This is a genomic window from Janthinobacterium sp. P210006, assembly GCF_036231885.1.
In the GTDB taxonomy this organism is placed as follows: Bacteria; Pseudomonadota; Gammaproteobacteria; order Burkholderiales; family Burkholderiaceae_D; genus Janthinobacterium; species Janthinobacterium violaceinigrum.
In genome coordinates this window covers 1886592-1908999 of record NZ_JAZARD010000001.1, presented here as the reverse complement: position 1 = coordinate 1908999, position 22408 = coordinate 1886592, and the positions used below count along the sequence as shown (strand labels likewise).

Here is a 22408-nt window from a genome sequence, read left to right as displayed (position 1 = left end):
CGCGCTACCTGCCCAATTACCTGGGCTGGCGCTGGATACTCGACGCCAGGCGCATCCGCTCACCAGAAACATTATTGAAAGCAACGCTGGGAGCATTCCCACATTTGACGGTGACATAGCCAATAAAAAAGGGCCTCGCGGCCCTTTTCTACGTTGATACGCATGGTTTAATGCAGCTTGACCTGCGGCGTGCTGCGCTTGATCAGGAAGCGGCCCATGGCCATGACGGCCGTGCGCACGCTGCCCAGCACGGCATTGTGGTGCATCAGGTGCAGGCTCACATACATCATGCGCGCGACAAAGCCTTCGACGAACCAGCTCAAGCCCTTCAGGGAACCCATCAGGGTACCCACCGACGTGGTGCGGCCGAACGATACGAGCGAACCGTAGTCCAGGTATTCATACGGCTTCGTTTGCGGCGGCTTGCCCTTCGCTTGCAGCAGGAAGGTTTTCAGCAGGTAATCGGCTTGCTGGTGGGCAGCCTGGGCGCGCGGCGGCACCAGCTTGCCGTCCGGCCCCGCGCAGGCGGCGCAGTCGCCCAGCGCGAAGATATTCGCGTGGCCCTGCACGTTGAGCATGCCCGTCACTTCCAGCTGGCCGGCGCGGTTGGTCGGCAAACCCAGGGTGGACAAAAACTCGGGTGCGCGGATGCCGGCCGCCCACACGCAGATGTCGGCCGCATAGCTGGTGCCGCTGGCCACCGTCACCTTGTCTGCTTCGATGGTGGTGACGCGCGTATCGGTCACCACGGTGATGCCATGCTGGTACAGCAGCTTCGAGGCGGCGATGGACACGCGCTCGGGCAGCGGCGCCAGGATGCGCGGCGCCCCTTCGAGCAGGGTGATGCGCACATCCTTGATGGCGTTGAGATTCTGGAAACCATACGCGGCATACACGCCGCTCGCTTCGCGCAGTTCGGCCGCCAGTTCCACGCCCGTGGCGCCGCCGCCGATGATGACGATGTCGACGCCCGGATGGCCCGCGTCGCCCTGGCGCTGCTCGGCCATGGCCAGCAGCTTGAGCAGGGTCAGACGGAAACGTTCGGCGTCTTCCGTGGCATTCAGGGAAATCGTGTTTTCCTTGGCGCCGGGCACGCCGAAGTAATTCGAGGTGCTGCCCACGGCCAGCACCAGCTGGTCGTAGCTAACTCGGCGCTGCGGCAGCAGCTGCTCATCCTTGTCGGTGGCGATGGCGCCCACGGTGAGGCTGTTCGAGCCTGCGTCGAGCGCGATCAGGGGCCCGTAGACATAGGTGAAACCATTGTCATGCGCGAGCATCTGGTACGACAGGCCCTCCTGGTGAATGTCCAGGGTGCCGGCCGCCACTTCATGCAGCGACGGCTTCCAGATATGGTACAGGCGGCTGTCGACCAGGGTCACCTGGCCGGCGCCGAGCTTGCGGCTGAGTTTGCAGGCCAGCTCCAGGCCGCCTGCGCCGCCACCTACGATAACGATTTTACTATGCAAAGATCCTCCTGCTTGCGTGTTTAGTCCCTGCGCCCGTTGCCGTTGCCATGACCCCTGCCCGGATTGTCGTCATGCTTGTCGCGCTTGCCTTCGTGCTTGTCGCGCTTGTCATCATGCTTGTCAAAGTGCTTGTCATGCTTGTCGTCATGACGGCCGCGGTCGCCGTAATCGGGACGGCCATGGTCGCCATGCTGCTGGCGGTAACGGGGCACATACTGGTTGTTATACCAACTATCTTGGACGAAATATACCTCTTGGTTACAGGCATTATACTTGCGGCAGTGCTTGGACCAGTTTTTCGCATGGCCGGGCGGCACGCGCAAATAGATGGGACGGGCCGAATAGTATTGGGGGCGCTGCACGATGACGGGCTGGGCGTAGATCAATTGGGGCGCGGGATAGTCGCCAATGTCGAGGCGTCCGTAAAAGCCTGGCTGGCCCACGGTGACGGAAACGCCCACCTGGGCAACAGCGGCGGTGGCGGCCGACAGCAAGGCGGCGGCGAGAATCAGGGTTTTCATGGGGACACTCCTTTTATCAGTTATGTCTCCATTGTAGACCTTGTGCATCAACTGGTTTGTTCGCAAGGACACATAGGGATGGCCGTGGCAAACTCACCACAGCTTGCCCAAAGGCACGACCAAGCCGCTGAACAGCGACCAGTCCGGCGATGCCGCCGTCAAGCCGCGCGCCATGCCGATATCGATGGCCAGCCGCGGTGTGGGGCTGTAAGTGGCCGCCAGCAGCAGCTGCGCCGTGGCCGGCGCGCCGCGCAGGCGCGTGCCCGACACTTCCGCCGTGGCGCCCCAGCGCGCGCTGACGGGCGTGGAAAAGGACGCCGCCCAGCCCGTTTGCACCGTGCCCGTGCCAGGGTCGGCAGCCCCCAGGCGCGTGGCGTTCAGGTTGGCGTCCATGTGCACGGCGCCCAGGTCGCGGCTGAAAATGCCGTTCAGCGATACATCGCTCTTGCCGCTGCCGATGCTGTCCTTGGCCGTCGGCAACTTCCAGCCCAGTTCCAGGCCCAGCGCCGTGGCGCTGTCGAGCACAAAGGCGCGCTTGAGCACGACGGTCGTGTCGCCCACGCCCGTTTCGCGGCGGCCCGTGTCATCGCGCGCGCGCACGACACCCTCGCCTTCGAGCAACACGCCCCATTCGGGCGTGAACGCCAGTTTGAACGTGTACGGCAGGCTGGCGCGGCGCGTGCCGTCCGTTTTCGACAGCAGGCCGCCAGCCTCGAATTCCAGCTGGCCCGGCACGGGCAGCTGGGCGGGACTGGCCACGGAAGGCCGGTAAGGCAGGACGGGGTCGCCGTCCTGCGCCTGCGCCAGGGGCGCCAGGGACGACAACAGTAAAGAAAGACACAACAGCGGCAGAGAGGAAGACGGCATGGGAAACCCGGAAGTGGCAAAGGCGCAATACCGACAGCCTACCACCAAGCCCATGCGTCCGTGGCGCGCGATCAAGCCAGGCGCCGCACGCCCTGCCTGACGGCCGGCGCCGGCCGGCGCAGCGGCGTGACATTGCTGGCCGGCGCCACGGCCAGTTGTTGCGCCTGAGCATGCAGACGGAACACGCCCACCAGTTCCGTCAAGGTCTGCGCCTGGTCCTGCAGCGACTCGGCGGCAGCCGCCGCCTCTTCCACCAGGGCCGCATTCTGCTGCGTCACCTGGTCCATTTGCAGCACGGCCTGGTTGACTTGCTCGATGCCGGCGCTCTGCTCGGCGCTGGCGGCCGTGATTTCCTGCATGATGTCGGCCACCTGACGCACGCTGGTGACCACTTCATCCATGGTCCTGCCCGCGTCATGCACGAGTTTGGAGCCGATTTCCACCTGCTCGACGGAGTCGCCGATCAGGGTCTTGATTTCCTTGGCCGCGCTGGCGGAGCGCTGCGCCAGGTTGCGCACTTCGGACGCCACGACGGCGAAGCCGCGGCCCTCCTCGCCCGCCCGGGCCGCTTCCACGGCCGCGTTCAAGGCCAGGATATTGGTCTGGAAGGCAATGCTGTCGATGACGCTGATGATGTCGACGATCTTGCGCGAGGACGCGTTGATCGATTCCATCGTCTGCACCACCTGCCCCACCACGGCGCCGCCCTTGCCGGCCACCTCGGAGGCGGCGCCGGCCAGCACATTGGCCTGGCGCGCATTGTCCGCATTCTGACGCACGGCCGACGTCAGCTCTTCCATCGAGGATGCCGTTTCTTCCAGCGAGCTGGCCTGCTCTTCCGTGCGGGAAGACAAGTCGAGGTTGCCCTGGGCGATTTCGCCGGAAGCCGTATTGATGGTGTCGGTGCCCGAGCGCACCTGACTGACGATGCCCACCAGCTTGTCGCGCATGGTTTTCATGGCAAACAGCAAGCTGGTGCTGTCGTGGCTGGCCGTGCGGATATCCACGGTGAGGTCGCCCTCGGCAATGGCGCCCGCGATCTTGACGGCATACGCCGGTTCGCCGCCCAGCTGGCGCGTCAGTCCCCGCGTGATCAGCGCCCCCAGCGCCAGGCCGGCCGCCACACTGCCCAGCACCAGCGCAATCATGAAGCTGCGGCTGGCCTGGTACACGCCGGACGCCTGCACGGCCGCAGCCTTGGCGCGCTCTTCTTTCTGCAGCGACAGCTTGTCCAGCACGCCGTCGAGTTCATCGGCATGCAGGCGCGTCTTGTTGAGCAGATCCGTCAGCTGCGCGCTGCGCTGGGCCAGCGGCTCGGCCGCGGCCAAGGCCAGCGCCTGCTGCATGGTGGCAATATATTCCGCTTCGACGGCGGCAAAGCGGGCAAACAGCTCCTTGGCGGCCGGCGTGACGAACAGCGGTTCCGCCTTGGCCAGATAGCTTTTATTCATGTCGAGGAATTTGGCGATGTCCGCCTGGCGCGTGGCGCGCTCCTCGGCGGTCGTGGCCAGCAAGAAATTACTACGGGCGCGGCCCACCTTGATCAGGGCGATATTGGCTTCCTTGATGTACGACAGGCCCAGCAACTCGCTGTGGTACATCTGCCCTGCCATGGTATCGATCTTGCCCATGTTGAAGATACCGATGCCGGCCACGATAGCCCCCATCAGCGCGACACAGAAAAATGCCGCCAACAAGCGCGTTCCCACCTTCATCCGGTTCAACATGATTTCTCCCGTAGACTGGCCGATACTCGATGTAACTGGAGCGTACTGGCTTGAATATAAAGAAAAAACAGGGAAAAAAATGCTCGGATTGTCACCAAACAACAATTCCTTGATATGCAGCAACATACGCAACGGCTTGCCGTGCTAGGCAAGCCGCGCGCTGATGTCCGGAAATGCGGGGGAATTAATGCCCGCTGTGGCCGGCCGGCTTGCGCACCGTCATTTCCACACTTCCCTTGGCCGCTCCTTTGCCCGCGCCCTGGCCCCGCACGGGTTCCGGCAGGGCGCCCGTCCATTCATACGCCACGCTGCCGGCCGGGTGCTTGTACCAGCCCGGATCGCGGTAGTCGCCCGGCTTCTGGTCCTTGCGCACCTTCACCGTGGTAAACATGCCGCCCATGCCGATGGCGCCGAACGGACCGTCGCCCGCCATCATCGGCAAGGTATTGTCGGGGATCGGCATCTGCATCTCGCCCATGTCGGCCATGCCCCGTTCGCCCATCACCATGTAGCCGGGCACGAGCTGGTTGATCTTCGCCGCCACGCCCTGGTGGTCGACGCCGATCATGGTGGGCACGTCATGTCCCATGGCATTCATCGTGTGGTGCGACTTGTGGCAGTGGAACGCCCAGTCGCCCAGGTCCGTGGCCGTGAACTCCACGGCGCGCATCTGGCCCACGGCGATATCCGTCGTCACTTCGGGCCAGCGCGATTCGGGGCGCGTCCAGCCGCCGTCCGTGCCCGTCACCTCGAATTCGTGGCCATGCATGTGGATCGGGTGATTGGTCATGGTGAGATTGCCCACGCGCACGCGCACCTTGTCGCCCTGGCGCACCACCATGGGGTCGATGCCGGGGAAGACGCGGCTGTTGAAGGTGAACAGATTGAAATCCGTCATGGTCATGATCTTGGGCGTGTAGCTGCCCGGATCGATGTCGTAGTTGCTGAGCAAGAAGACGAAATCGCGGTCCACCTTCATGAAATTCGGGTCTTTCGGATGCGTGACCCAGAAACCCATCATGCCCATGGCCATCTGCGTCATTTCATCCGCATGCGGGTGGTACATGAAGGTGCCGGGACGCTTGGCAACGAATTCATACACGAAGGTCTTGCCGGGAGGAATGCCCGCCTGGGTCAGGCCCGTGACGCCATCCATGCCGTTCGGCAAGCGCTGGCCATGCCAGTGCACGCTCGTGTGTTCCGGCAATTTGTTGGTGACAAAGATGCGCACCCGGTCGCCCTCCACCACTTCGATGGTGGGACCGGGCGACTGGCCGTTGTAACCCCACAGGTTCGCCATCATACCGGGCGCCAGTTCGCGCACGACGGGTTCGGCCACCAGGTGGAATTCCTTGACGTTGTTGTTCATGCGCCAAGGCAGGGACCAGCCATTCAGGGTGACGACGGGGTTGTACGGCCGCCCGTTCGGCGGCGGTGGCGGCGCCTTGGTGTCCGCGCCGGCCATCGTGACGGCTTCCGGCAACGAGGCCGCACCCACGCGGCTGACGGCCGCGGCACTGAGGGCGACAGCGCCCGCATTTATGAAAAAGTTTCTACGTGTAATCATCATTATTCCTTTGCCGCAGTTGCCGCACCTGGGCCGCTGCCATTGATGGCCGATTGCAATGCCGTTTGGGCGATCCAGAAATCGCGCTGGGTTTCGATGGCGCCGTTGACGCTGGCGACCTGCTCGCGCGCGTCGGCCAGCAGCTCGAACACGCTGGCCAGCATGCCGTTGTAGCGCAGCAGCACTTCATGCGAAATGGTCTTGCGCAGCGGCACGACCTCATCGCGGTAGTGGCGCGCCAGGTCGTAGGCCGTGCGGTAGCTGGAATACGCTTCGCGCACTTCCGAGCGGGCCCGCACCGCCGTGCCCGCCGTGCGCTGCAGCGACTGCTCGTACAGCGCCTGCGCCCGGGCGTTGCGCGCCGTACCCCAGTCGAACAGGGGCAGTTCCAGCGACACCTCGTAGCCGTTTTCGCGCGGCGCCTCGCTCGTGCTCTTGTTGGTATAGCCCACGTCGAGCACATTGACGAACCCCGTCACCTTGGACAGGCCCAGCGCGCTGGCCGTAGCGTGCGCGTCGAGCTTCGCTCTTTGCACGTCGAGGCGCTGCTCCATGGCCTGCGCCTCGATATTGCCTGCATCAACAGCCTGGGCCGGCAAGTCGGGCAGGCGCGACGGCAAAGTAAAGCTGGTCTGCCTGCCCCACAGGCCCAGCAAGCGCGTCAGGTGCTCGCGCGTGGCCGTGGCCTGGTGGCGCGCGCGGGCCAGGTCGCCGACGGCGTCCGCGTAGAACACTTGCTGGCGCGCCTGGTCCAGGCGGCTCCAGTTGCCCGCCTGCTGCAAGCGCGTGGCCAGTTCCGCGCCCGCCTCGGCCGACACGAGCGCCCGCTGCATGAACGCTTCCGTCTGCACGGCGGCGACGGCATGGAAGTAGGCGCGGCGCGTGTCGGCCGCCAGCTGCACGGCGCTGCTGGCGGCCTGCAGCTTGGCTTGCTCGAAACGGCCCCGCTCGATGTTCACGCGCATCGGCATCGTCAGCAGGCCGGCCAGGTCGAAGCTGACGCCGCGGTCGATTTCATTGCCGTGGCTGCCGTGCGAGCGGCCGAACGACAGGCCCGGGTTGCGCAAGCGCCCCGCTTGCACCAGGTCCGCCTCGGACGCGCCCAGCTGGGCCAGCGCCACCTTCATGTCCTGGTTGTTCATCAGGGCGATGCGCACGGCGCTGTCGGCGTCCAGGGGCTGGGCCAGCAGCTGCGCCAGCTTGGCTTCTCCGCCCTCGCCGGCCAGCGCCGCAGGGGCGCCCGTGCGGGCGTCGGCCAGCGCGGATACCGTCTGCATGCCGCCATCCTGGCTGAAGCTGGCGCAGCCGCCCAGCAGCAGGACGGCCGCCAGCGCCAGCGGCGTCAAACAGGTTGATTTGGTAAAACGGGCCATGTCAGTGTCCTTCATGCTGGTGTTGCGGGGCGGGCTTGTCCGCCGGCTTGGGCTGGGCGTGGTCCATCGGCATGGCATGACCTTCCATCTTGTGGCCTTGCATCTTCATCATGCCCATGTGGCCGCCGGCCTTGCCGACCTTGTCGTTGACGGCGCGCCAGGCCTGGTCGGGCGTGGCTTCGTCGGCGGCGGCGGGACGATAGCCCGCGAAGGCGGAGCGGTAGGTGGTGGCCGGCACGGGCGCTTGCGCCTCTTGCGGGGCGGATGGGCTTGGCGTTGCGGCGGCCGGACTGGCGGCACTGGCGGCCAGCGCGGGCAATGCAATGCCGGCGGCCAGCGCAAGGCTGAACAGGTATTTCATGGTATTCCTCGAATGACAGGGATGGCGCGGCGGGCGCGCAGGTGGAACGGGGGGCGCGGCCAGCACGGCCCGATGGACGTGCAGCGGCCGCACCGCCGGGTTCACGGGCGGTCAGGCGGAGTGCGTGCTTCTCGGGGGGCGTTCCAGGCCGGACGGGATATGCCCGGCGAACAGGGAATCGGGCGCCAGCGCCGGAGGCGGCGCGCGCAGGGTCAGGGCGTGCAAGGCAGCCATGCCGGGCGGCGCCGTGGCGCCCACGGTGCAGGCGCCGTGGTTGCTGCAATCGTGGCCATGGTGCGTGGCGCCGCCATCGTCCATGGCCATCTTCATCTGCATCGGCTGATCCTGCATGGCCATGTCGGCCATGTCGCCCATGTCATGGCATTGGGGCGTTTGCGCCTGGGCGGGCGCGTGCACGGCCGCGACGGCGACCGCCAGCTCGTCCACGCAGCAGCTGCGCATGGCCGACGCAAAGCCCTGCAAGGGCAGCGTGACGGCCAGCAGCCAGAGCAGCGAGCGGGCGAGAAAGCGGAAAAAGGCACGGTTCATGGCACGACTATAAACCTTCCCACATGAGGAAGGTCAAGCCCCATTTGCCATCCGCTCAATGCGTGAGCCAGATCACGTACGCGCCGTAATAGCCTTCTCCCTCGAACACGGCGTGGCCGTCCGCAAACGACACGGTGTGCACTTGATTGACGGTGAAATAGGCGCGCCGGTCGGCCGTCTCCACGTCGCCCCAATAGCGGGCATCGGGTGAGCGGTAGCCGCTGGCGCGGCCGATGGCCGTCATCAGGTCGAAAATCATGAAGTCGTACAGCATCCCGGCCAGCAGGGGCCGGTGGCCCGCCAGCATGGCCGTGATATCGGGGTAGCCGGCCTGCTGCAGCTCGGGCAAGTCGCTTTGCTCGTACTGCAAGTCGTCTTCGCGGCAAGTGCGGATAAAACTGTTGAACGGCTCGTCCAGCAGGCCCGCCAGCGCCGTTTCCGGCACGCTCAGGCGGAACGGACGCAGCGGCAGCTCGCTGCGCTGGCCATAATTGAGTTCGCGGCAGCCGAGCAAGGCCAGCGCGTGCGGCCGTCCATCGACGTCGCAGCGGATGCCAGGTTCTTGCTCAAACATCATCAATATTCATCCCTGCCATGCCAGCTGTCCTCCTTGTGCGTCTCAGGGCCACATGGTAAGCGCTGGCGGGCAAACGGGACAGGCTCAGATGCAACAGAAAACAGGGGATCAGTTCATGCCGTACGGCAATACCGTCAGGCGGGCTCCGTGATGCCCACGCAGTTGCGGCCGTTTTCCTTGGCCACGTACAGGGCCGCGTCGGCGGCCAGCAGCACGGCATCCGTGCTGCGCTCCCCGTGCGACGACGAGACCACGCCCAGCGAGACCGTGATGGCGCCCGCGCCCGGAATCACGGCGGCGGCCACCTTGGCGCGCAGGCGCTCGGCCACCTGCATGGCCACGTCGAGGTCGGCGTCGGGCAGCAGCATGATGAATTCATCGCCGCCGTTGCGGCACAGCACGTCGGCATCGCGCGAACAGGCGCGCATCAGCTGGGCCAGGCGCAGGATGACGTCGTCGCCCACGGCATGGCCCCAGCGGTCGTTGACTTGCTTGAAATGGTCGATATCGATGGCGATGACGGAAAACGGCCGCGCCTGCGCCTGCCAATCGTCGAGCGCCGCCGCCATGCCGCGCCGGTTCGACAGGCCCGTCAGCGGGTCCGTCTGCACGTCCGTCTTCAGCTTGCCGATCTTGGTCTGCAGCAGCGCCAGGCCCTTCAGCAGGGCTTTCTTGATCTGCGCCGCTTCCACATACCAGGAACGGATGGCGGCGATGTGCTCGGCCGTGCCGGGCGCGTCCATGCGCCGCGCGCCCTCGGCCAGCTGCACCAGGGGCCGCGAAATCAGGCTGGCCAGCCACCAGATGAATGGCAGGCTCAGCAAGGCGATGGGCAGCGAGTGCCACACCGTGTTGGCCATCAGCTGGTTCAGCGGGGCCAGGGTCATGGCCGTCGGCCGCTGCGCCACGATGCCCCAGCCTGTCGACGGCATGACGGCATAGCCGGCCAGCATGTCCACGCCCAGGCTGTTGTACATGCGCCGGTTGCCGCCGCCCTGCTGCGCAATGATGGCGTCGATCACTTCATTGCGGCCCGCCAGGTCGCCCAGGCGGTCCGGGTCCGGGTGGTACAGCAGGCGCCGCTTCTGGTCCACCACGTACAGGTAGGAACCGTCGCGGTAGTAATGCTGGCCCAGCATGGTGTACAGGATGTTTTTCTGTTTCAGGTAGATGCTGCCGCCCACATAACCGAGATAGCGGCCATCCTTGCCCACGATGGGGTGCGAAATGAAGACCACCAGGTTGCCGGCCGACGAGACGTAGGGCTGCGTCACCAGCGGGCGCCGCTCGCGCAGCGCCTGCACGGCGCCGGCCGAATCGAGCGTGCGGTGCTTGAGGGCCAGCGTTTCCGGCGACACGCCCAGCACCTTGCCCTGGGCATCGACGATGAGCACGGAATTGAAGCTGTTCGTCTGCAGGCGCAGGCGCTGCGCCTCACCCGTCAGCCAGGCGTCGTCGTCCATGCGCGACGGCAGGCTGCCCGCGCTGTAGGCCAGCTGCTGGCGCGCCGACTGCAGGAAATCCTCGGCCGTGCTGGCCAGCTTGCTCGCATACGCATGGTTTGCTTCCAGGGTGGTATCGATCAGCAGCTGACGCTGCACGCTGTAGCTGGCATAAAAGGTATTGGCCAGGGACACCAGGGCGCTGGCAAAGGCCACGAGCACGATCAAGCGGCGCAAATTCATGCGCAGAACAGGTTTAGTCCACATGGCGTCGGCAAAAATGGGGGTGTAGGGAGAAAGTATTGCGCTAAAGAAAGGGCGCATTATACCGAGACACCCGTGCCAATATTGAAATCTTGGCATCAATGATCAAAGAATGTGTACAAGCGGCAACGCAGGGCGCTGCCGCCTTGACCTGCATCAAGCGTGGATGGCGTGCTTCCTGACCCAGTCCACATAACGCTGCATCCAGCCCTGGAAGAAGCCCAGGCTGGCCGGACCGATGCCGCCATGCTCGTCGAACAGACCTTCCTTGGCCTGGATAAACATTTCAGGCTGCCCCAGCAGCGGCACGTCCAGGTAGGCCAGCACATTGCGCAAATGCTGCTGCGCCAGGGCCGTGCCCGTGGCACCCACGGAAACGCCGAGCACGGCGCCCGGCTTGCCGCCCCACACGCTCTGGCCGTACGGACGCGAACCGTGGTCGAGGGCGTTCTTCAGCACGCCCGGAATCGAGCGGTTGTATTCGGGCGTCAGGAACAGCAAGGCTTGCGCGTCGGAAATCTCCGTTTTCAGGCGCAGCACCTGCTCGGCCTGCGCGCCATCGTCGTCCTGGTTGTACAGCGGCAGGTCGCCGATTTCGATGTGCTTGAAGGAAAACTCGGGCGGCGCCAGCTTGACGAGCGCATCGGCCAGCTTGCGGTTGAAGGAATCCTTGCGCAGGCTGCCGACGATGATTGCAACGTTATATTGACTCATAGATATCCCCGATGATGGTGAAAAAAATAGCCCTGGAGTGAACTTCACTGCAGGACTATCTTGCCACACAATCATGGGTTTTGCGCTGCTTAGCGTGCGCCGCCAGCCAGGCCTTGATACTCGCGGTAATAGCGCCCGCCCAGGTTGGTCAGCACCTCGTAGCCGATGGTATTGGCCATGGCCGCCACGGCGTCGACCGGGTGTTCGGCGCAGATCAGGTCGACCAGGCTGCCCGGCGCCACGCGTTCCTGCGCAATGGCGCTCACGTCGAGCGTGATGGAATCCATCGAGATGGCGCCGATCTGCGGCACTTTCACGCCGTCGACGATGGCCAGGCCCTGGTTGCTCATGCTGCGCAGCCAGCCATCGGCGTAGCCGACGGACACGGTGGCCACCTGGCGCGGCTCGCTGGCCGTGTAGCGGCGGCTGTAGCCCACGTGGTCGCCGGCGGCAATCGTGCGCGTCTGCATGACCTTGCCTTGCAGGCGCACGACCGAGCGCAGGGGATTGGGCTCGCCGCCCTGCGGCGCGATGCCGTACAGGGCCGCGCCGGGGCGCACCAGGTCGAAATGGTAGTCGGGCGACAGGAAGATGCCCGAGGAATTGGCCAGGCTGGCGCGGTACTGCGGCAAGCGGGCGCGGATGGCGACGAAACGGGCCAGCTGTTCGCGGTTCATGGGGTTGCTGCGCTCGTCGGCGCACGCCAGGTGGCTCATGATGTAGCGCACCTTGATGCCGTCGAGAAAGTGCTCATCGGCCAGCCAGCCATCGATTTCCTGCGGCGACAGGCCCATGCGCGACATGCCGCTGTCGACCTGCACGACGGCGTTCAGGGTGGTGCCCAGCGCTTTTGCGTGGGCACGCCAGCCCGCCACCTGGGGCTCGCTGTTGAGCACTGGCGTCAGGCCATGGGCCGTGAATTCGCCTTCCGTGCCGACGGGCGGGCCGTGCAGCACGAAAATGTCCGCGTCCGGCGCCACGTGCGGACGCAGGCTGATGCCCTCTTCCAGGTGCGCCACGAAGAAATGGCGGCACCCTTCTTCATACAGGGCCGCGCCCACTTGCGCGGCACCGAGGCCATACGCGTCGGACTTCACCACGGCCGAGCAGGCGGCCGGATGCGCCTTGTCGCGCAGCAAGCGGTAGTTGGCGCGCACGGCATCCAGGTCCACCGTCAGGATGGCGCCGCTACGCTCTTTCAGAGGCATGCTGGCCCCCATCTCAAGCCACCGCGTGTTGCAGTTTGCCATTGCCCTGCGCGCCGCTGTAGCGGTTGACGGACAGGTCGTCGGCCAGGATGGCAGGCTTTTTCGAGGACATCAGGTCGGCCAGCAATTGCGCGGAACCGCAGGACATGGTCCAGCCCAGGGTGCCGTGGCCCGTGTTGAGGAACAGGTTGCGCAGCGGCGTGCGGCCGACGATCGGCGTGCCGTCCGGCGTCATCGGGCGCAAGCCCGTCCAGAAGGTAGCCTCGGCCGTGTTGCCGCCGCCGGGGAACAGGTCGTTGACGACCATTTCCAGGGTTTCGCGGCGGCGCGGGTTCAGGTTCAGGTTGTAGCCGGCGATTTCCGCCATGCCGCCCACGCGGATGCGGTCGTCGAAACGGGTCACGGCGATCTTGTACGTTTCATCGAGGATGGTCGACACGGGCGCCTTGGCCGCGTTGACGATAGGCACGGTGATCGAATAGCCCTTCAGCGGGTACACGGGGATGTCGAGCAGCGGCTTCATGAAGCCCGTCGAGTAGGAGCCGAGCGCCACCACATAGGAATCGGCCTTGACGATTTCCGCGCCGCATTGCACGCCGGCGATTTCATCGCCCTGCGTCAGCAATGCATCGATGGAGACCCCATAGCGGAACTTCACGCCCAGCGCCACAGCCATTTCGGACAGGCGCGTGGTAAACAGCTGGCAATCGCCCGTTTCATCGTTGGGCAGGCGCAAGCCGCCGAACAGCTTACCTTTCACCGCTTCGAGCGCCGGTTCCGCGCGCGACAGCTCGTCGCGCTGCAGCACTTCATATGGCACGCCCGCGTCCTTCAATACTTCGATATCCTTGGCGGCATCGTTGTATTGCTTTTCGGTGCGGAACAATTGCATCGTGCCTTGCTGGCGGCCTTCATAGGTGATACCTGCCTCGGCGCGCAGCACCTTGAAGCAGTCGCGGCTGTATTCGGCCAGGCGCACCATGCGTTCCTTGTTCACGGCATACGCTTCCGGCGTGCAATTACGCAACATCTGCCACATCCATTTGAGCTGGGCGGCGCTGCCGTCGAGCGAGATGGCCAGGGGCGCGTGGCGCTGCATCATCCACTTCACGGCTTTCAGCGGAATGCCGGGCGCAGCCCATGGCGAGGCGTAGCCGGGCGAGATCTGCCCCGCATTCGCGAAGCTGGTTTCCAGTGCCGGGCCCGGCTGGCGGTCGATGACGGTCACCTCATGTCCTGCCTTGGCCAGATAGTAAGCACTGGTGACGCCGATGACGCCGCTACCCAGAATCACAATACGCATAGTTTCCTCAATTATATTTATGGCTAGTGCCAGATTAACCGCTATCATATTGGGAAAGAGCCAGTATTTGTTCACGTATAAATCGAGATATTCAGCAATAAATCATGAGAATCCTTAAAGAATCGGCACGTGGCCTCGACAAGCTGGACCGCCACATCCTGCGCATCCTGCAACAGGACGGCCGCATCTCGATGAAAGACCTGGGCGAACAGGTGGGCCTGTCCATCACGCCCTGCATCGAACGGGTCAAGCGCATGGAGCGCGACGGCGTCATCACGGGCTACCACGCCAAGGTGAACCCGGCCGCGCTGGGCGCCAAGCTGCTCGTCTTTGTGGAGATTACGCTCAATCAAAAATCCGCGTCCGCCTTCGAGCAATTCCGCCGCGAAGTGCTGCAGATTCCCGAAGTCCAGGAATGCCACCTGGTGTCGGGCGACTTCGATTACCTGATCAAGGCGCGCATCCATGAAATGGCCGAGTACCGCAAGCTGCTGGGCGACATGCTGCTGCAGCTGCCCGGTGCCGCGCAATCGAAAAGCTATGTGGTGATGGAAGAAATCAAGGAAACCCTGGCGCTCTCGACCGACGTCTTGCAGAGCCGGTAAAAGTACCGGTTGCCGCTACCGACGGCACCGTTTTATGCGCCTTTGTATAATCTTGTAGCACATTCGCGGCGACACAAGCACACTCCTGCCATGACATCACGCCCGTCCCCTCTGAGATTGGAAGCAGTGATGCACACTGGGAGTCCATATGAACACATTGATAAAACTGGCAGCTTCCTGCCTCGCGGGCCTGGCCGTGGCCATGTGCACCGCCAGTGAATACAAGGTCAACCGCGCGCCGGACAATGGCGCCATCTATCAGAACATCAAGGTGGGCAAGACCACCCGCCTCGACCTCGACGCGGCCCTGGGCAACGCCACCGTCGTCAGCTTCGATCCCGGCTATGAAGTCTGGGTCTACAAGAACCAGCTGAAAACGCCCAGCGTGACGCGCCTGATCCCCCTGCTGGGCGAAAAAGGCACGCGCGAAGTGGCCGTCATGTTCGACCAGGCGGGCATCGTCAAGAAATTCCGGATACACGAGCCGCGCAAGTAGGCATAGACCGGCGCGGGCCGCGCCAGTGTGCGCCAGTGAACGGCCGCCGCCAGCCAGATGGATATACTGTCTGTTGGCTACTGCCGCCCACCGCCCACTTATTCAGCAAGGAGTTTCCATGCGCCTGCCCCTGATCGCTCCGAAAGACCTGACACAAGAACAAAAGCCGCTGTACGACGATATGCGCAAAGGCATCACCAGCAATTTCAACGATTTCATCGCCGTGCGCGAAGACGGCGCCCTGATGGGACCGTGGAATCCGTGGCTGCACGAACCGGCCATCGGCAAGGCCATCTGGGACCTGACCCTGGCCATGACGGCCAACGCCACCTTGCCCGACAACGTGCGCCAGATTGCCATCCTGGTGGTAGGCGCGCGCTACAACGCGGCCTATGAAATCTACGCCCACATCGCCGTCGCGGAACGCGAAGGCATGCCGGCCGAGCGCCTGGCCACGCTGGTGGCCGACGTCAAGCCCGTCGACCTGGACGCGCATGAGAGCATAGCCTACGACCTGGCCTATGCGCTCAGCCGCGGCGGCACCCTGCCCGAGCCGGTGTACCGGCTGGCGCTGGCCACGTTCGGCCAGCACGGCACCAACGAACTGATCTACCTGGTGGGCCTGTACGCGCTCGTCTCGACCACCTTGAACGGCTACAACGTCCCGGTACCGGAACGCGACTGAAGAACCTGGCCCGTGCCGCGCCCTATGCGGTCCGGGCCGCCGCCGCGCTGGCCGCCCGCTGCGGCCGGTGCGCCACCGCGCATGCCAGCACGCCCGCCAGCAGCAAGGCCGTCGCCGCAGCTTCCGCCGCGGTGGGCCAGCGCCGCTCCCACGCATAGCCGTACGCCAGGGCAAACAGGAATTCAAAGACGATCATCTGCCCCATCAAGGTCAGCGGCAGCACGCGGCTGGCGTAGTTCCACAAGCCATTGCCGACGACTGAACACAACAGCGCCACGCCCGTGACGAGGCCGGCAAACTGCAGCCATGCCGTGCCGCCATGCGCGGCCGGTGCGGCAAGCGCGACGGGAATCGCCAGCAGCAAGGCGGCAGCGCCCGTCACCACGCCCGTCAGCAGATTCCACTCCTGCGCCGACACCGCGCGCAAGCGCCCCAGCCAGCGGCTATTGCCGACGGCATACACCGTCCACGACAGCAGCGCCGCCAGCGCGCACAACAGTCCCAGCAGCGATGCATGGCCGGGATGCGCAAGCGACTGCCAGCTGATGCACAGCAAACCGGCACCGCTGAGCAGCAGCGAAGGGAGCAGCTTGCGCAGCGGCACGGCATTGCGGTCGCGGCTGCCGACCACGGTGACGACCAGCGGCAGCAGGCCGATCACCATCGACGTCATGGCCACCCCGCCCGTCTGCACGGCGCTGGCCAGCAGCACGTAATAGATGATGTTGCCGGTCAGGCTGAGCCAGATCAAGCCACGCCATTCGCGCCAGCCCAGGCTGCGCAGCAGGCGCCGCCACGACGGTGCGACCAGCATGGCCGCGATCAGGCCGTAGGCCAGGTAGCGGCCCACCGACAGTTCCAGCGGCTGGAACGCGGGCAGCAGCGCCGGCGCCAGGAACACCAGCCCCCACAGCGCGCCCGCAGCGATGCCGGCCAGCATGCCCAGGCGGGTCATATTCTTCTGCAACATAGTCAATCTCCCGAAAAGGAGATTGTGGCCGCTGGAGCGCGCCCGTTCTTGGCGCCATCTACTGCGTTTTTGACCTGTTCTCGCGACGTTGGCGCCGGTAGGCGGCCGGCGTGGCGTCGATGCTGTCGCGCATGGCCCGCGTCAGCGTGCTCTGCTCGGAAAAGCCGGCCGCCAGCGCAATCTCGGCAATGCTGGCATCGCTGGCGGCGAGCAAGTCGCAGGCCCGCCCTATCCGTTGCTGTTGCAGCCAGGCATGCGGGCTCGTATCCATTTCTTCGCGGAACAATGCATGCAGGCGGCTGACGCTGAGGTTGGCAAAGCGCGCCATCGATAGCGTCGACCAGGGCAAGCCAGGCTCGGTCTGCACACGCGCCAGCAGCGCAGCCAGCCGCGAGCGGGCCTGCGGCGCGGTCTGCAGCAAGGTGTCGAGCAGCAGCGGTGTCCAGCCGTGGATGACGGCCGGCGTCAGCGCCTGCTGCCCCGCCATGATGCCCAGGTATTCGATCAGCTTGCGGGCGCCCGGCCCCAGCGCCGCATACGGCCGCTCCAGCAAACGGCCCCAGCTGCCCTGCTCCACGGCCGCCGCATTCACGTCGACGATGATCGAGTGGTTGGCCACCCGGCTGTGCTGGGCGTGCCAGGTATTGGCCGGGATCACCACGCCCTGTTGCGCGTCCACCTTGCCCTGCTTGCCGTCGATCTCCAGCAGCAGCTGGCCGTGCAAGGGCAGCACCAGCTGCACGAAGTCATGCCGGTTCGGCGCGCCGATTTCCGCGTAGCTACGAAAGCTGAGGTCGAAGGCAGGATGGGGTGTGCTGGACATGGGGACCGGCCTGGGCGAAGAAGCAATTATTTTATCAGCACGGCGATTATCAGCACGGCAATGCCTCAGGCCTGGCGCGCCGCCCCGCGCTCCGACGGTGCGCGCCAAGGGCGCCCGCTTGCTCTACACTGGCGTTTTATCCTCTGCCACTTCCATGCTACTACCTGCACAACTCGCCCACATCTCGGTGGAACAAGACTGGCAACACAGCGCACCCTACCCGCCCCTCGGCTTCAATCCCTTCGTCGAAGGCGCGCTGGGCAATGGCGATACCTACGGCCTGTACTGGCCCATCGGCCGCGAAGCAAGCGAACCCATCGTCGTCGAAACGTGGCATGACGAATGGCGCCTGCAGCCGAACTTTTCCAGCCTGGCCGCTTTCCTGCGCGCCCATGCGGCAGCCGGCGACGCTGAAGACGAAGACGAAGAAGGCTACGTGGCGCTGCCCACCTTGGCCGACGACCCCGCCTCGCCGCGCGCCGCCTTCCTGGCGGCCAGGGAATCGATTGCCCAGCAAAACCCCGCGGCCGCCATCGCCTTGCTGGAAGCGGCGCTGGCCCTCCTGCCCGAATACACGGATGCGCTGGCGCTGCTGCACGGCCAGTATGTGCGCGCGGGAAGAAACGATGAGGCGGTCAGGGTGGCGATCCAGGCCATCATCTCGCCCCCTTCGTTTGGCGGCCCGCCCTTGAAAGCCTTGCAATGGCTGCGCACGCAGCCGGTGCCGCAGAATGAACGAGACCCGATCTGGCGCGCCTGCGGGCAGCTGTCGTTCAACTTCGGCGGCAGCAAGGACAATGCGGATTACCCCGTGCTGCTCGCCGCTATCGACACGTATCTTGAGCAAGGCAATTACCGCTGCGCCTCGACCCTGATGCAAACCTACGCGGAACTGATGAGCGCAGAAACCGTGTCGTTCCAGGAACGCCACGCCTTCGATCCGGCCGCCTTCATTGCGCGGCAGCTCGCCGTCAGCGCCGCGCTGCCGCAGGGCAGCCGCGACCCGGCAAGGCTATGGTCAAACGGCCTGGCTTAGCTGCTGCCGGAACAGCTTGCGGTAGGCCGATGGCGACGTCTGCAAGCTGGCGCGGAAATGCTGGCGCAGCGACAGGGCCGTGCCGAAGCCGGCCTCCTGCGCCACGACATCGATCGACGCTGCGCTTTTTTCCAGCATGCCTTGCGCATGCGCAAGACGCTGGTTCAGCAGCCACTGCTTGAACGACGTGCCCGTGGCCTGGCGGAAATGGCGCGTGAAGTTGCGCCGGCTCATGGCCGCCCGTTCGGCCAAGGCATCGATACTGTGGGCCATGCCCAGGTTGGCCGTCACGCAGGCCAGCACGTCGGCAAAGCGCCCTTCGCTGCCGGACACGGGCAGCGGACGCTCGATGAATTGCGCCTGCCCGCCCTGGCGGTGCGGCGCCACCAGCAGCCGGCGCGCCACCCTGTTGGCCACTTCGGCACCCGCCAGCTGGCGCAGCAGATACAGGCAGCAATCGAGGCCTGCCGCCACGCCGGCCGACGTCAGCACGGCGCCATCGTCCACGTACAGCACTTCGCGGTCCACCCTCACCTTGGGATAGCGGGCCACCAGCCGCTCCGCCATGCCCCAGTGCGTGGCGGCGCTCTTGCCGTCCAACAAGCCCGCCTGCGCCAGCGGAAACGCACCCAGGCACAGCCCCACCATGCGCGCGCCGCGCCCGCTGGCTGCCTGCAGCGCCGTGACCAGCGGTTGCGCCGCGTCGCGGCAATCGTCGTGCCAGGCCGGCATGATGACGATATCGGCATCTTCCAGCCCTTCCAGTCCGAACTCGGGCGTGATGCCGAAGCCGGCCGCCGTGCGCAGGGGCACGGGATCGGCGGCGCATACGCGCACGTGGAAAGGCGGCAAGTCGGTCTCGTCCGTCTGGGCGCCAAACACGAGGCAAGGCACGGACAGGTGAAAAGGCGTCATGCCGTCGAAGGCAATGACGGCAATGGTCAGGGGAGTGGAAGATGGAATAGGCATGGCCCGATTTTATCGCAGATAGGCCTTCAGGCCACTTTTTGTTTGCAAGGTCCGGCGTGAAAATGGCGGTATCGAGGAAGTCCTTCCTCTTTCAACCATGCCAGGAGAACCCATGACCACCACCCCGCGCCGCGCCCTGCTCGTCATCGACGTACAAAATGAATACTTCACGGGCGACATGCCCATCGAATATCCATCCGTCGACATTTCCCTGCCGAATATCGTCACCGCCATGGCCGCCGCGCGCGCCGCCGGCGTGCCCGTGATCGTCGTCCAGCACGATGCGCCGGAAAGCTCGCCCATCTTCGCCAAGGGCAGCGACGGCTGGCAGCTGCATCCGCAAGTGGCCGCCTTTGCCGCCGACCACCGCATCAACAAGGTCATGGGCAGCGCCTTCGCGGGCACGGACTTGCGCGCCTGGCTGGAGGGCCACGGCATCGACACCCTGACGGTGATCGGCTACATGACGCACAACTGCGACGCGGCCACCATCTTCCAGGCCGCGCACGATGGCTTGCAGGTCGAGTTCCTGCAGGACGCCACGGGCACCCTGCCCTATGCGAATGGGGGCGGCACGGCCAGCGCCGAGGAAATCCACCGCGTGTTCAGCACCGTGTTCCACTCGAATTTCGCCGCCGTCGTCAGCACGCAGGACTGGCTCGCCGCCGTGCGCGAGGGCAAGCCGCTGGACAAGGACAATATTTATCTGTCGAACCAGCGCGCGCGCAAGGCGCAGGCGAACTGATGCCCAGTGGAATGGGCGGGTATGATGCGTCCATTCCCTACTTGATGACGAAGATGCGCAAAATAACACTGCTGGGCTTGACCGCTGTTGCTGTTTTCCTGCTGGCCACCACCGCGCTGGTGCTGGCCGGGCTCAATGACAAACTGGCGCCCGCCGACGTGATCGTCGTGCCGGGCAACACGATTGCCCCGGACGGCACGCCCAGTCCCCGCCTGCAGGCACGGCTCGATGCGGCCCTGGCGCAGTTCCAGGCAGGACGGGCGCCCCGCATCCTCGTCAGCGGGGCGACGGGCAAGGAAGGCTTCGACGAAGCCGCATCAATGGCCCGCTACCTGCAATCGCGCGGCGTGCCCGCCAGTGCCATCATTGAGGATAATCAAGGCTGGACCACGGACGCCACGGCCCGCAACGCGGCAATCCTGATGCACGAGCACGGCTGGAAGACGGCCATGGTGGCCACCCAGTATTTCCACGTGCCCCGCTTCAAGCTGGCGCTGGAGCGCAGCGGCATCGACGTCAGCGGCCAGGTACATGCACCCTACTTCGAGCTGCGCGACCTGTATTCCGTGCCGCGCGAAACGGTGGGTTATGCCGTGTATTTCATGCGCCACTGAACGCCCGTTTTCACTCGCTCCAGTCGCGCGAGCGCTCCACGGCGCGCTGCCACTTGTGCAGCCGCGTCAGGCGCTCGTCGGCTGCCATCTTTGGCTCGAAGCGGCGTCCCACCTGCCATTGGGCAGCGATTTCTTCCTCGGATTGCCAGAAACCCACGGCCAGGCCCGCCAAATAGGCGGCGCCCAGGGCCGTCGTTTCCGTTACCACGGGGCGCACCACGGGCACATTCAAGATGTCGGCCTGGAACTGCATCAGCATGTCGTTGCGGGCCGCACCGCCGTCCACGCGCAGCTCGGACAGTGCGATGCCCGCGTCGTCCTGCATGGCGGACAGCACGTCCACGTTCTGGTAGGCCACGCCTTCGAGCGCCGCGCGCGCGATGTGCGCCTTGCCCGTGCCCCGCGTGATGCCGATCAGGGTGCCGCGCGCATACGGGTCCCAGTACGGTGCGCCCAGGCCCGCGAACGCGGGCACGAAGACCAGGCCGCCCGAATCGGGCACGCTGGTGGCCAAGGCTTCCACTTCGGACGAGTCGCGGATGATGCCGATGCCGTCGCGCATCCATTGCACGGCCGCGCCCGCGATGAAGGCGCTGCCTTCCAGCAAATAATCAGTCTTATCGCTGCCCGCGCCCAGGCTCCAGCCCACGGTCGTCAGCAGCCGGTTTTTCGATGGCAAGGGGCGCTTGCCCACATTCATCAGCATGAAGCAACCCGTGCCGTAGGTATTCTTTGCCATGCCCGGTTTCAGGCACGCCTGGCCGAACGTGGCCGCCTGCTGGTCGCCCGCGATGCCGGCGATGGGCACGGACACGCCCAGCAAGTCTGTATAGGTATGCGCCGCCACGCCGCTGGACGGCACGACGTCGGGCAGCAGGGAGGCGGGAATGTCCAGCAGCGCCAGCAGGTCCGTGTCCCACTGCAGGGTGTGGATATTGAACAGCATGGTGCGCGCCGCGTTGCTCGTGTCCGTCAAGTGGGCGCCGCTCATCTTGTAGATCAGCCAGCTGTCGACGGTGCCGAAGGCGAGCTCGCCCCGCTCGGCGCGCGCGCGGGCGCCGGCCACGTTGTCGAGCAGCCATTTGAGCTTGGTGGCGGAAAAATAGGCGTCCAGCACGAGACCCGTCTTGCGCTGGATCACGTCCGCCTTGCCCTGCTCGACCAGTTGCTCGCAATAGGCGGCATTGCGCCGGTCTTGCCAGACGATGGCGTTGGCGACGGGCTCGCCCGTGGCGCGGTCCCACAGCACCGTCGTTTCGCGCTGGTTAGTTACGCCGATGGCGGCCACGTCGGAAGCGGCCACGCCGCTGTCGCGCAGCACCTGCTGCAGCACGCCCTCTTGCGAGGCCCAGATTTCGCCCGCGTCATGCTCGACCCAGCCCGGCTGGGGGAAAATCTGCCGGAACTCGCGCTGCGCGCTGGCGTGCGGCCGGCCCGCGTGGTCGAACAGGATGGCGCGCGAACTGGTGGTGCCCTGGTCTAAAGCAAGTATGTATTTGGTCATGGTCGCTACTACGTCTGTACAG

The 22408-nt window shown here is 65.3% G+C and carries 23 protein-coding genes and 1 pseudogene; 7 read left to right on the top strand and 17 right to left on the bottom strand.

All coding sequences use genetic code 11. The features are described from left to right. Positions 1-119, top strand: a pseudogene (locus VPH41_RS08515) (IS1595 family transposase); the annotation flags it as partial. A gap of 48 nt (positions 120-167) precedes the next feature. Here the strand turns inward: VPH41_RS08515 and VPH41_RS08510 are convergent. From VPH41_RS08510 to VPH41_RS08450, 13 genes are all read right to left on the bottom strand, one after another. Then, positions 168-1466: an NAD(P)/FAD-dependent oxidoreductase gene (locus tag VPH41_RS08510; protein ID WP_328569594.1), complete on the bottom strand. Its 1299-nt coding sequence runs from the start codon at positions 1464-1466 to the stop codon at positions 168-170. 20 nt (positions 1467-1486) lie between these two features. Further along, positions 1487-1987, bottom strand: coding sequence for a hypothetical protein (locus VPH41_RS08505; protein ID WP_328569593.1), 501 nt, complete (start codon positions 1985-1987; stop codon positions 1487-1489). 93 nt (positions 1988-2080) lie between these two features. Beyond that, entirely contained in the window at positions 2081-2854 is a 774-nt protein-coding gene (locus tag VPH41_RS08500; protein ID WP_328569592.1) for a transporter, read from the bottom strand. Positions 2855-2925: 71 nt separating this feature from the next. After that, on the bottom strand, positions 2926-4581 hold the full coding sequence (locus VPH41_RS08495; protein WP_328569591.1) for a methyl-accepting chemotaxis protein: 1656 nt from the start codon (positions 4579-4581) through the stop codon (positions 2926-2928). Between the two features lie 184 nt (positions 4582-4765). Next, positions 4766-6148: a multicopper oxidase family protein gene (locus tag VPH41_RS08490; protein WP_328569590.1), complete on the bottom strand. Its 1383-nt coding sequence runs from the start codon at positions 6146-6148 to the stop codon at positions 4766-4768. A 2-nt stretch (positions 6149-6150) separates the two neighbouring features. Further along, a complete protein-coding gene (locus VPH41_RS08485) occupies positions 6151-7521 on the bottom strand; it encodes a TolC family protein (RefSeq protein ID WP_328569589.1) in 1371 nt (456 codons plus the stop codon). Between the two features lies 1 nt (position 7522). Further along, a complete protein-coding gene (locus VPH41_RS08480) occupies positions 7523-7882 on the bottom strand; it encodes a hypothetical protein (RefSeq protein WP_328569588.1) in 360 nt (119 codons plus the stop codon). Between the two features lie 111 nt (positions 7883-7993). After that, positions 7994-8431, bottom strand: coding sequence for a hypothetical protein (locus VPH41_RS08475; RefSeq protein WP_328569587.1), 438 nt, complete (start codon positions 8429-8431; stop codon positions 7994-7996). A 55-nt stretch (positions 8432-8486) separates the two neighbouring features. Then, positions 8487-9008, bottom strand: coding sequence for a hypothetical protein (locus tag VPH41_RS08470; RefSeq protein ID WP_328569586.1), 522 nt, complete (start codon positions 9006-9008; stop codon positions 8487-8489). Between the two features lie 134 nt (positions 9009-9142). After that, on the bottom strand, positions 9143-10693 hold the full coding sequence (locus VPH41_RS08465) for a sensor domain-containing diguanylate cyclase (protein WP_328569585.1): 1551 nt from the start codon (positions 10691-10693) through the stop codon (positions 9143-9145). A gap of 177 nt (positions 10694-10870) precedes the next feature. Beyond that, positions 10871-11428, bottom strand: coding sequence for an NADPH-dependent FMN reductase (locus tag VPH41_RS08460; RefSeq protein ID WP_328569584.1), 558 nt, complete (start codon positions 11426-11428; stop codon positions 10871-10873). Positions 11429-11517: 89 nt separating this feature from the next. After that, entirely contained in the window at positions 11518-12636 is a 1119-nt protein-coding gene (gene alr, locus VPH41_RS08455; RefSeq protein ID WP_226941260.1) for an alanine racemase, read from the bottom strand. A gap of 13 nt (positions 12637-12649) precedes the next feature. Beyond that, on the bottom strand, positions 12650-13939 hold the full coding sequence (locus VPH41_RS08450) for a D-amino acid dehydrogenase (RefSeq protein WP_328569583.1): 1290 nt from the start codon (positions 13937-13939) through the stop codon (positions 12650-12652). 104 nt (positions 13940-14043) lie between these two features. Here VPH41_RS08450 and VPH41_RS08445 point away from each other — a divergent pair, with 104 nt between their 5' ends. The 3 genes from VPH41_RS08445 (at position 14044) to VPH41_RS08435 (ending at position 15725) form a co-directional block, all read left to right on the top strand. After that, positions 14044-14544, top strand: coding sequence for an Lrp/AsnC ligand binding domain-containing protein (locus VPH41_RS08445; RefSeq protein WP_034754979.1), 501 nt, complete (start codon positions 14044-14046; stop codon positions 14542-14544). Between the two features lie 148 nt (positions 14545-14692). Next, on the top strand, positions 14693-15040 hold the full coding sequence (locus VPH41_RS08440; protein ID WP_152282438.1) for a hypothetical protein: 348 nt from the start codon (positions 14693-14695) through the stop codon (positions 15038-15040). 118 nt (positions 15041-15158) lie between these two features. Beyond that, positions 15159-15725, top strand: a complete 567-nt coding sequence (locus VPH41_RS08435; protein ID WP_328569582.1) for a carboxymuconolactone decarboxylase family protein — start codon at positions 15159-15161, stop codon at positions 15723-15725. 22 nt (positions 15726-15747) lie between these two features. On the opposite strand, the gene VPH41_RS08430 is transcribed toward VPH41_RS08435, so the two are convergent. Together VPH41_RS08430 and VPH41_RS08425 are read right to left on the bottom strand one after the other, a co-directional pair. Further along, a complete protein-coding gene (locus VPH41_RS08430; protein WP_328569581.1) occupies positions 15748-16695 on the bottom strand; it encodes a DMT family transporter in 948 nt (315 codons plus the stop codon). Between the two features lie 58 nt (positions 16696-16753). Beyond that, complete coding sequence (locus VPH41_RS08425; RefSeq protein WP_328569580.1) at positions 16754-17518, bottom strand: AraC family transcriptional regulator; 765 nt, start codon at positions 17516-17518, stop codon at positions 16754-16756. A 154-nt stretch (positions 17519-17672) separates the two neighbouring features. On the opposite strand from VPH41_RS08425, the gene VPH41_RS08420 reads away from it, so the two are divergent. Beyond that, positions 17673-18554 carry a tetratricopeptide repeat protein gene (locus VPH41_RS08420; RefSeq protein ID WP_328569579.1) on the top strand — a complete coding sequence of 294 codons (882 nt, stop codon included), beginning with the start codon at positions 17673-17675 and terminating at the stop codon, positions 18552-18554. On the opposite strand, the gene VPH41_RS08415 is transcribed toward VPH41_RS08420, so the two are convergent. Continuing rightward, positions 18537-19499, bottom strand: a complete 963-nt coding sequence (locus tag VPH41_RS08415) for a GlxA family transcriptional regulator (RefSeq protein WP_442906239.1) — start codon at positions 19497-19499, stop codon at positions 18537-18539. The genes VPH41_RS08420 and VPH41_RS08415 overlap by 18 nt on opposite strands. Before the next feature lie 136 nt (positions 19500-19635). On the opposite strand from VPH41_RS08415, the gene VPH41_RS08410 reads away from it, so the two are divergent. Together VPH41_RS08410 and VPH41_RS08405 are read left to right on the top strand one after the other, a co-directional pair. Beyond that, on the top strand, positions 19636-20268 hold the full coding sequence (locus VPH41_RS08410) for a cysteine hydrolase family protein (protein ID WP_328569577.1): 633 nt from the start codon (positions 19636-19638) through the stop codon (positions 20266-20268). A gap of 53 nt (positions 20269-20321) precedes the next feature. After that, positions 20322-20882 (top strand): YdcF family protein, encoded by a 561-nt coding sequence (locus VPH41_RS08405; RefSeq protein ID WP_328569576.1) that lies wholly within the window; start codon positions 20322-20324, stop codon positions 20880-20882. A gap of 10 nt (positions 20883-20892) precedes the next feature. Here the strand turns inward: VPH41_RS08405 and glpK are convergent, their stop codons facing one another. Continuing rightward, complete coding sequence (gene glpK / locus VPH41_RS08400) at positions 20893-22386, bottom strand: glycerol kinase GlpK (RefSeq protein WP_328569575.1); 1494 nt, start codon at positions 22384-22386, stop codon at positions 20893-20895. Positions 22387-22408: the final 22 nt, after the last annotated feature.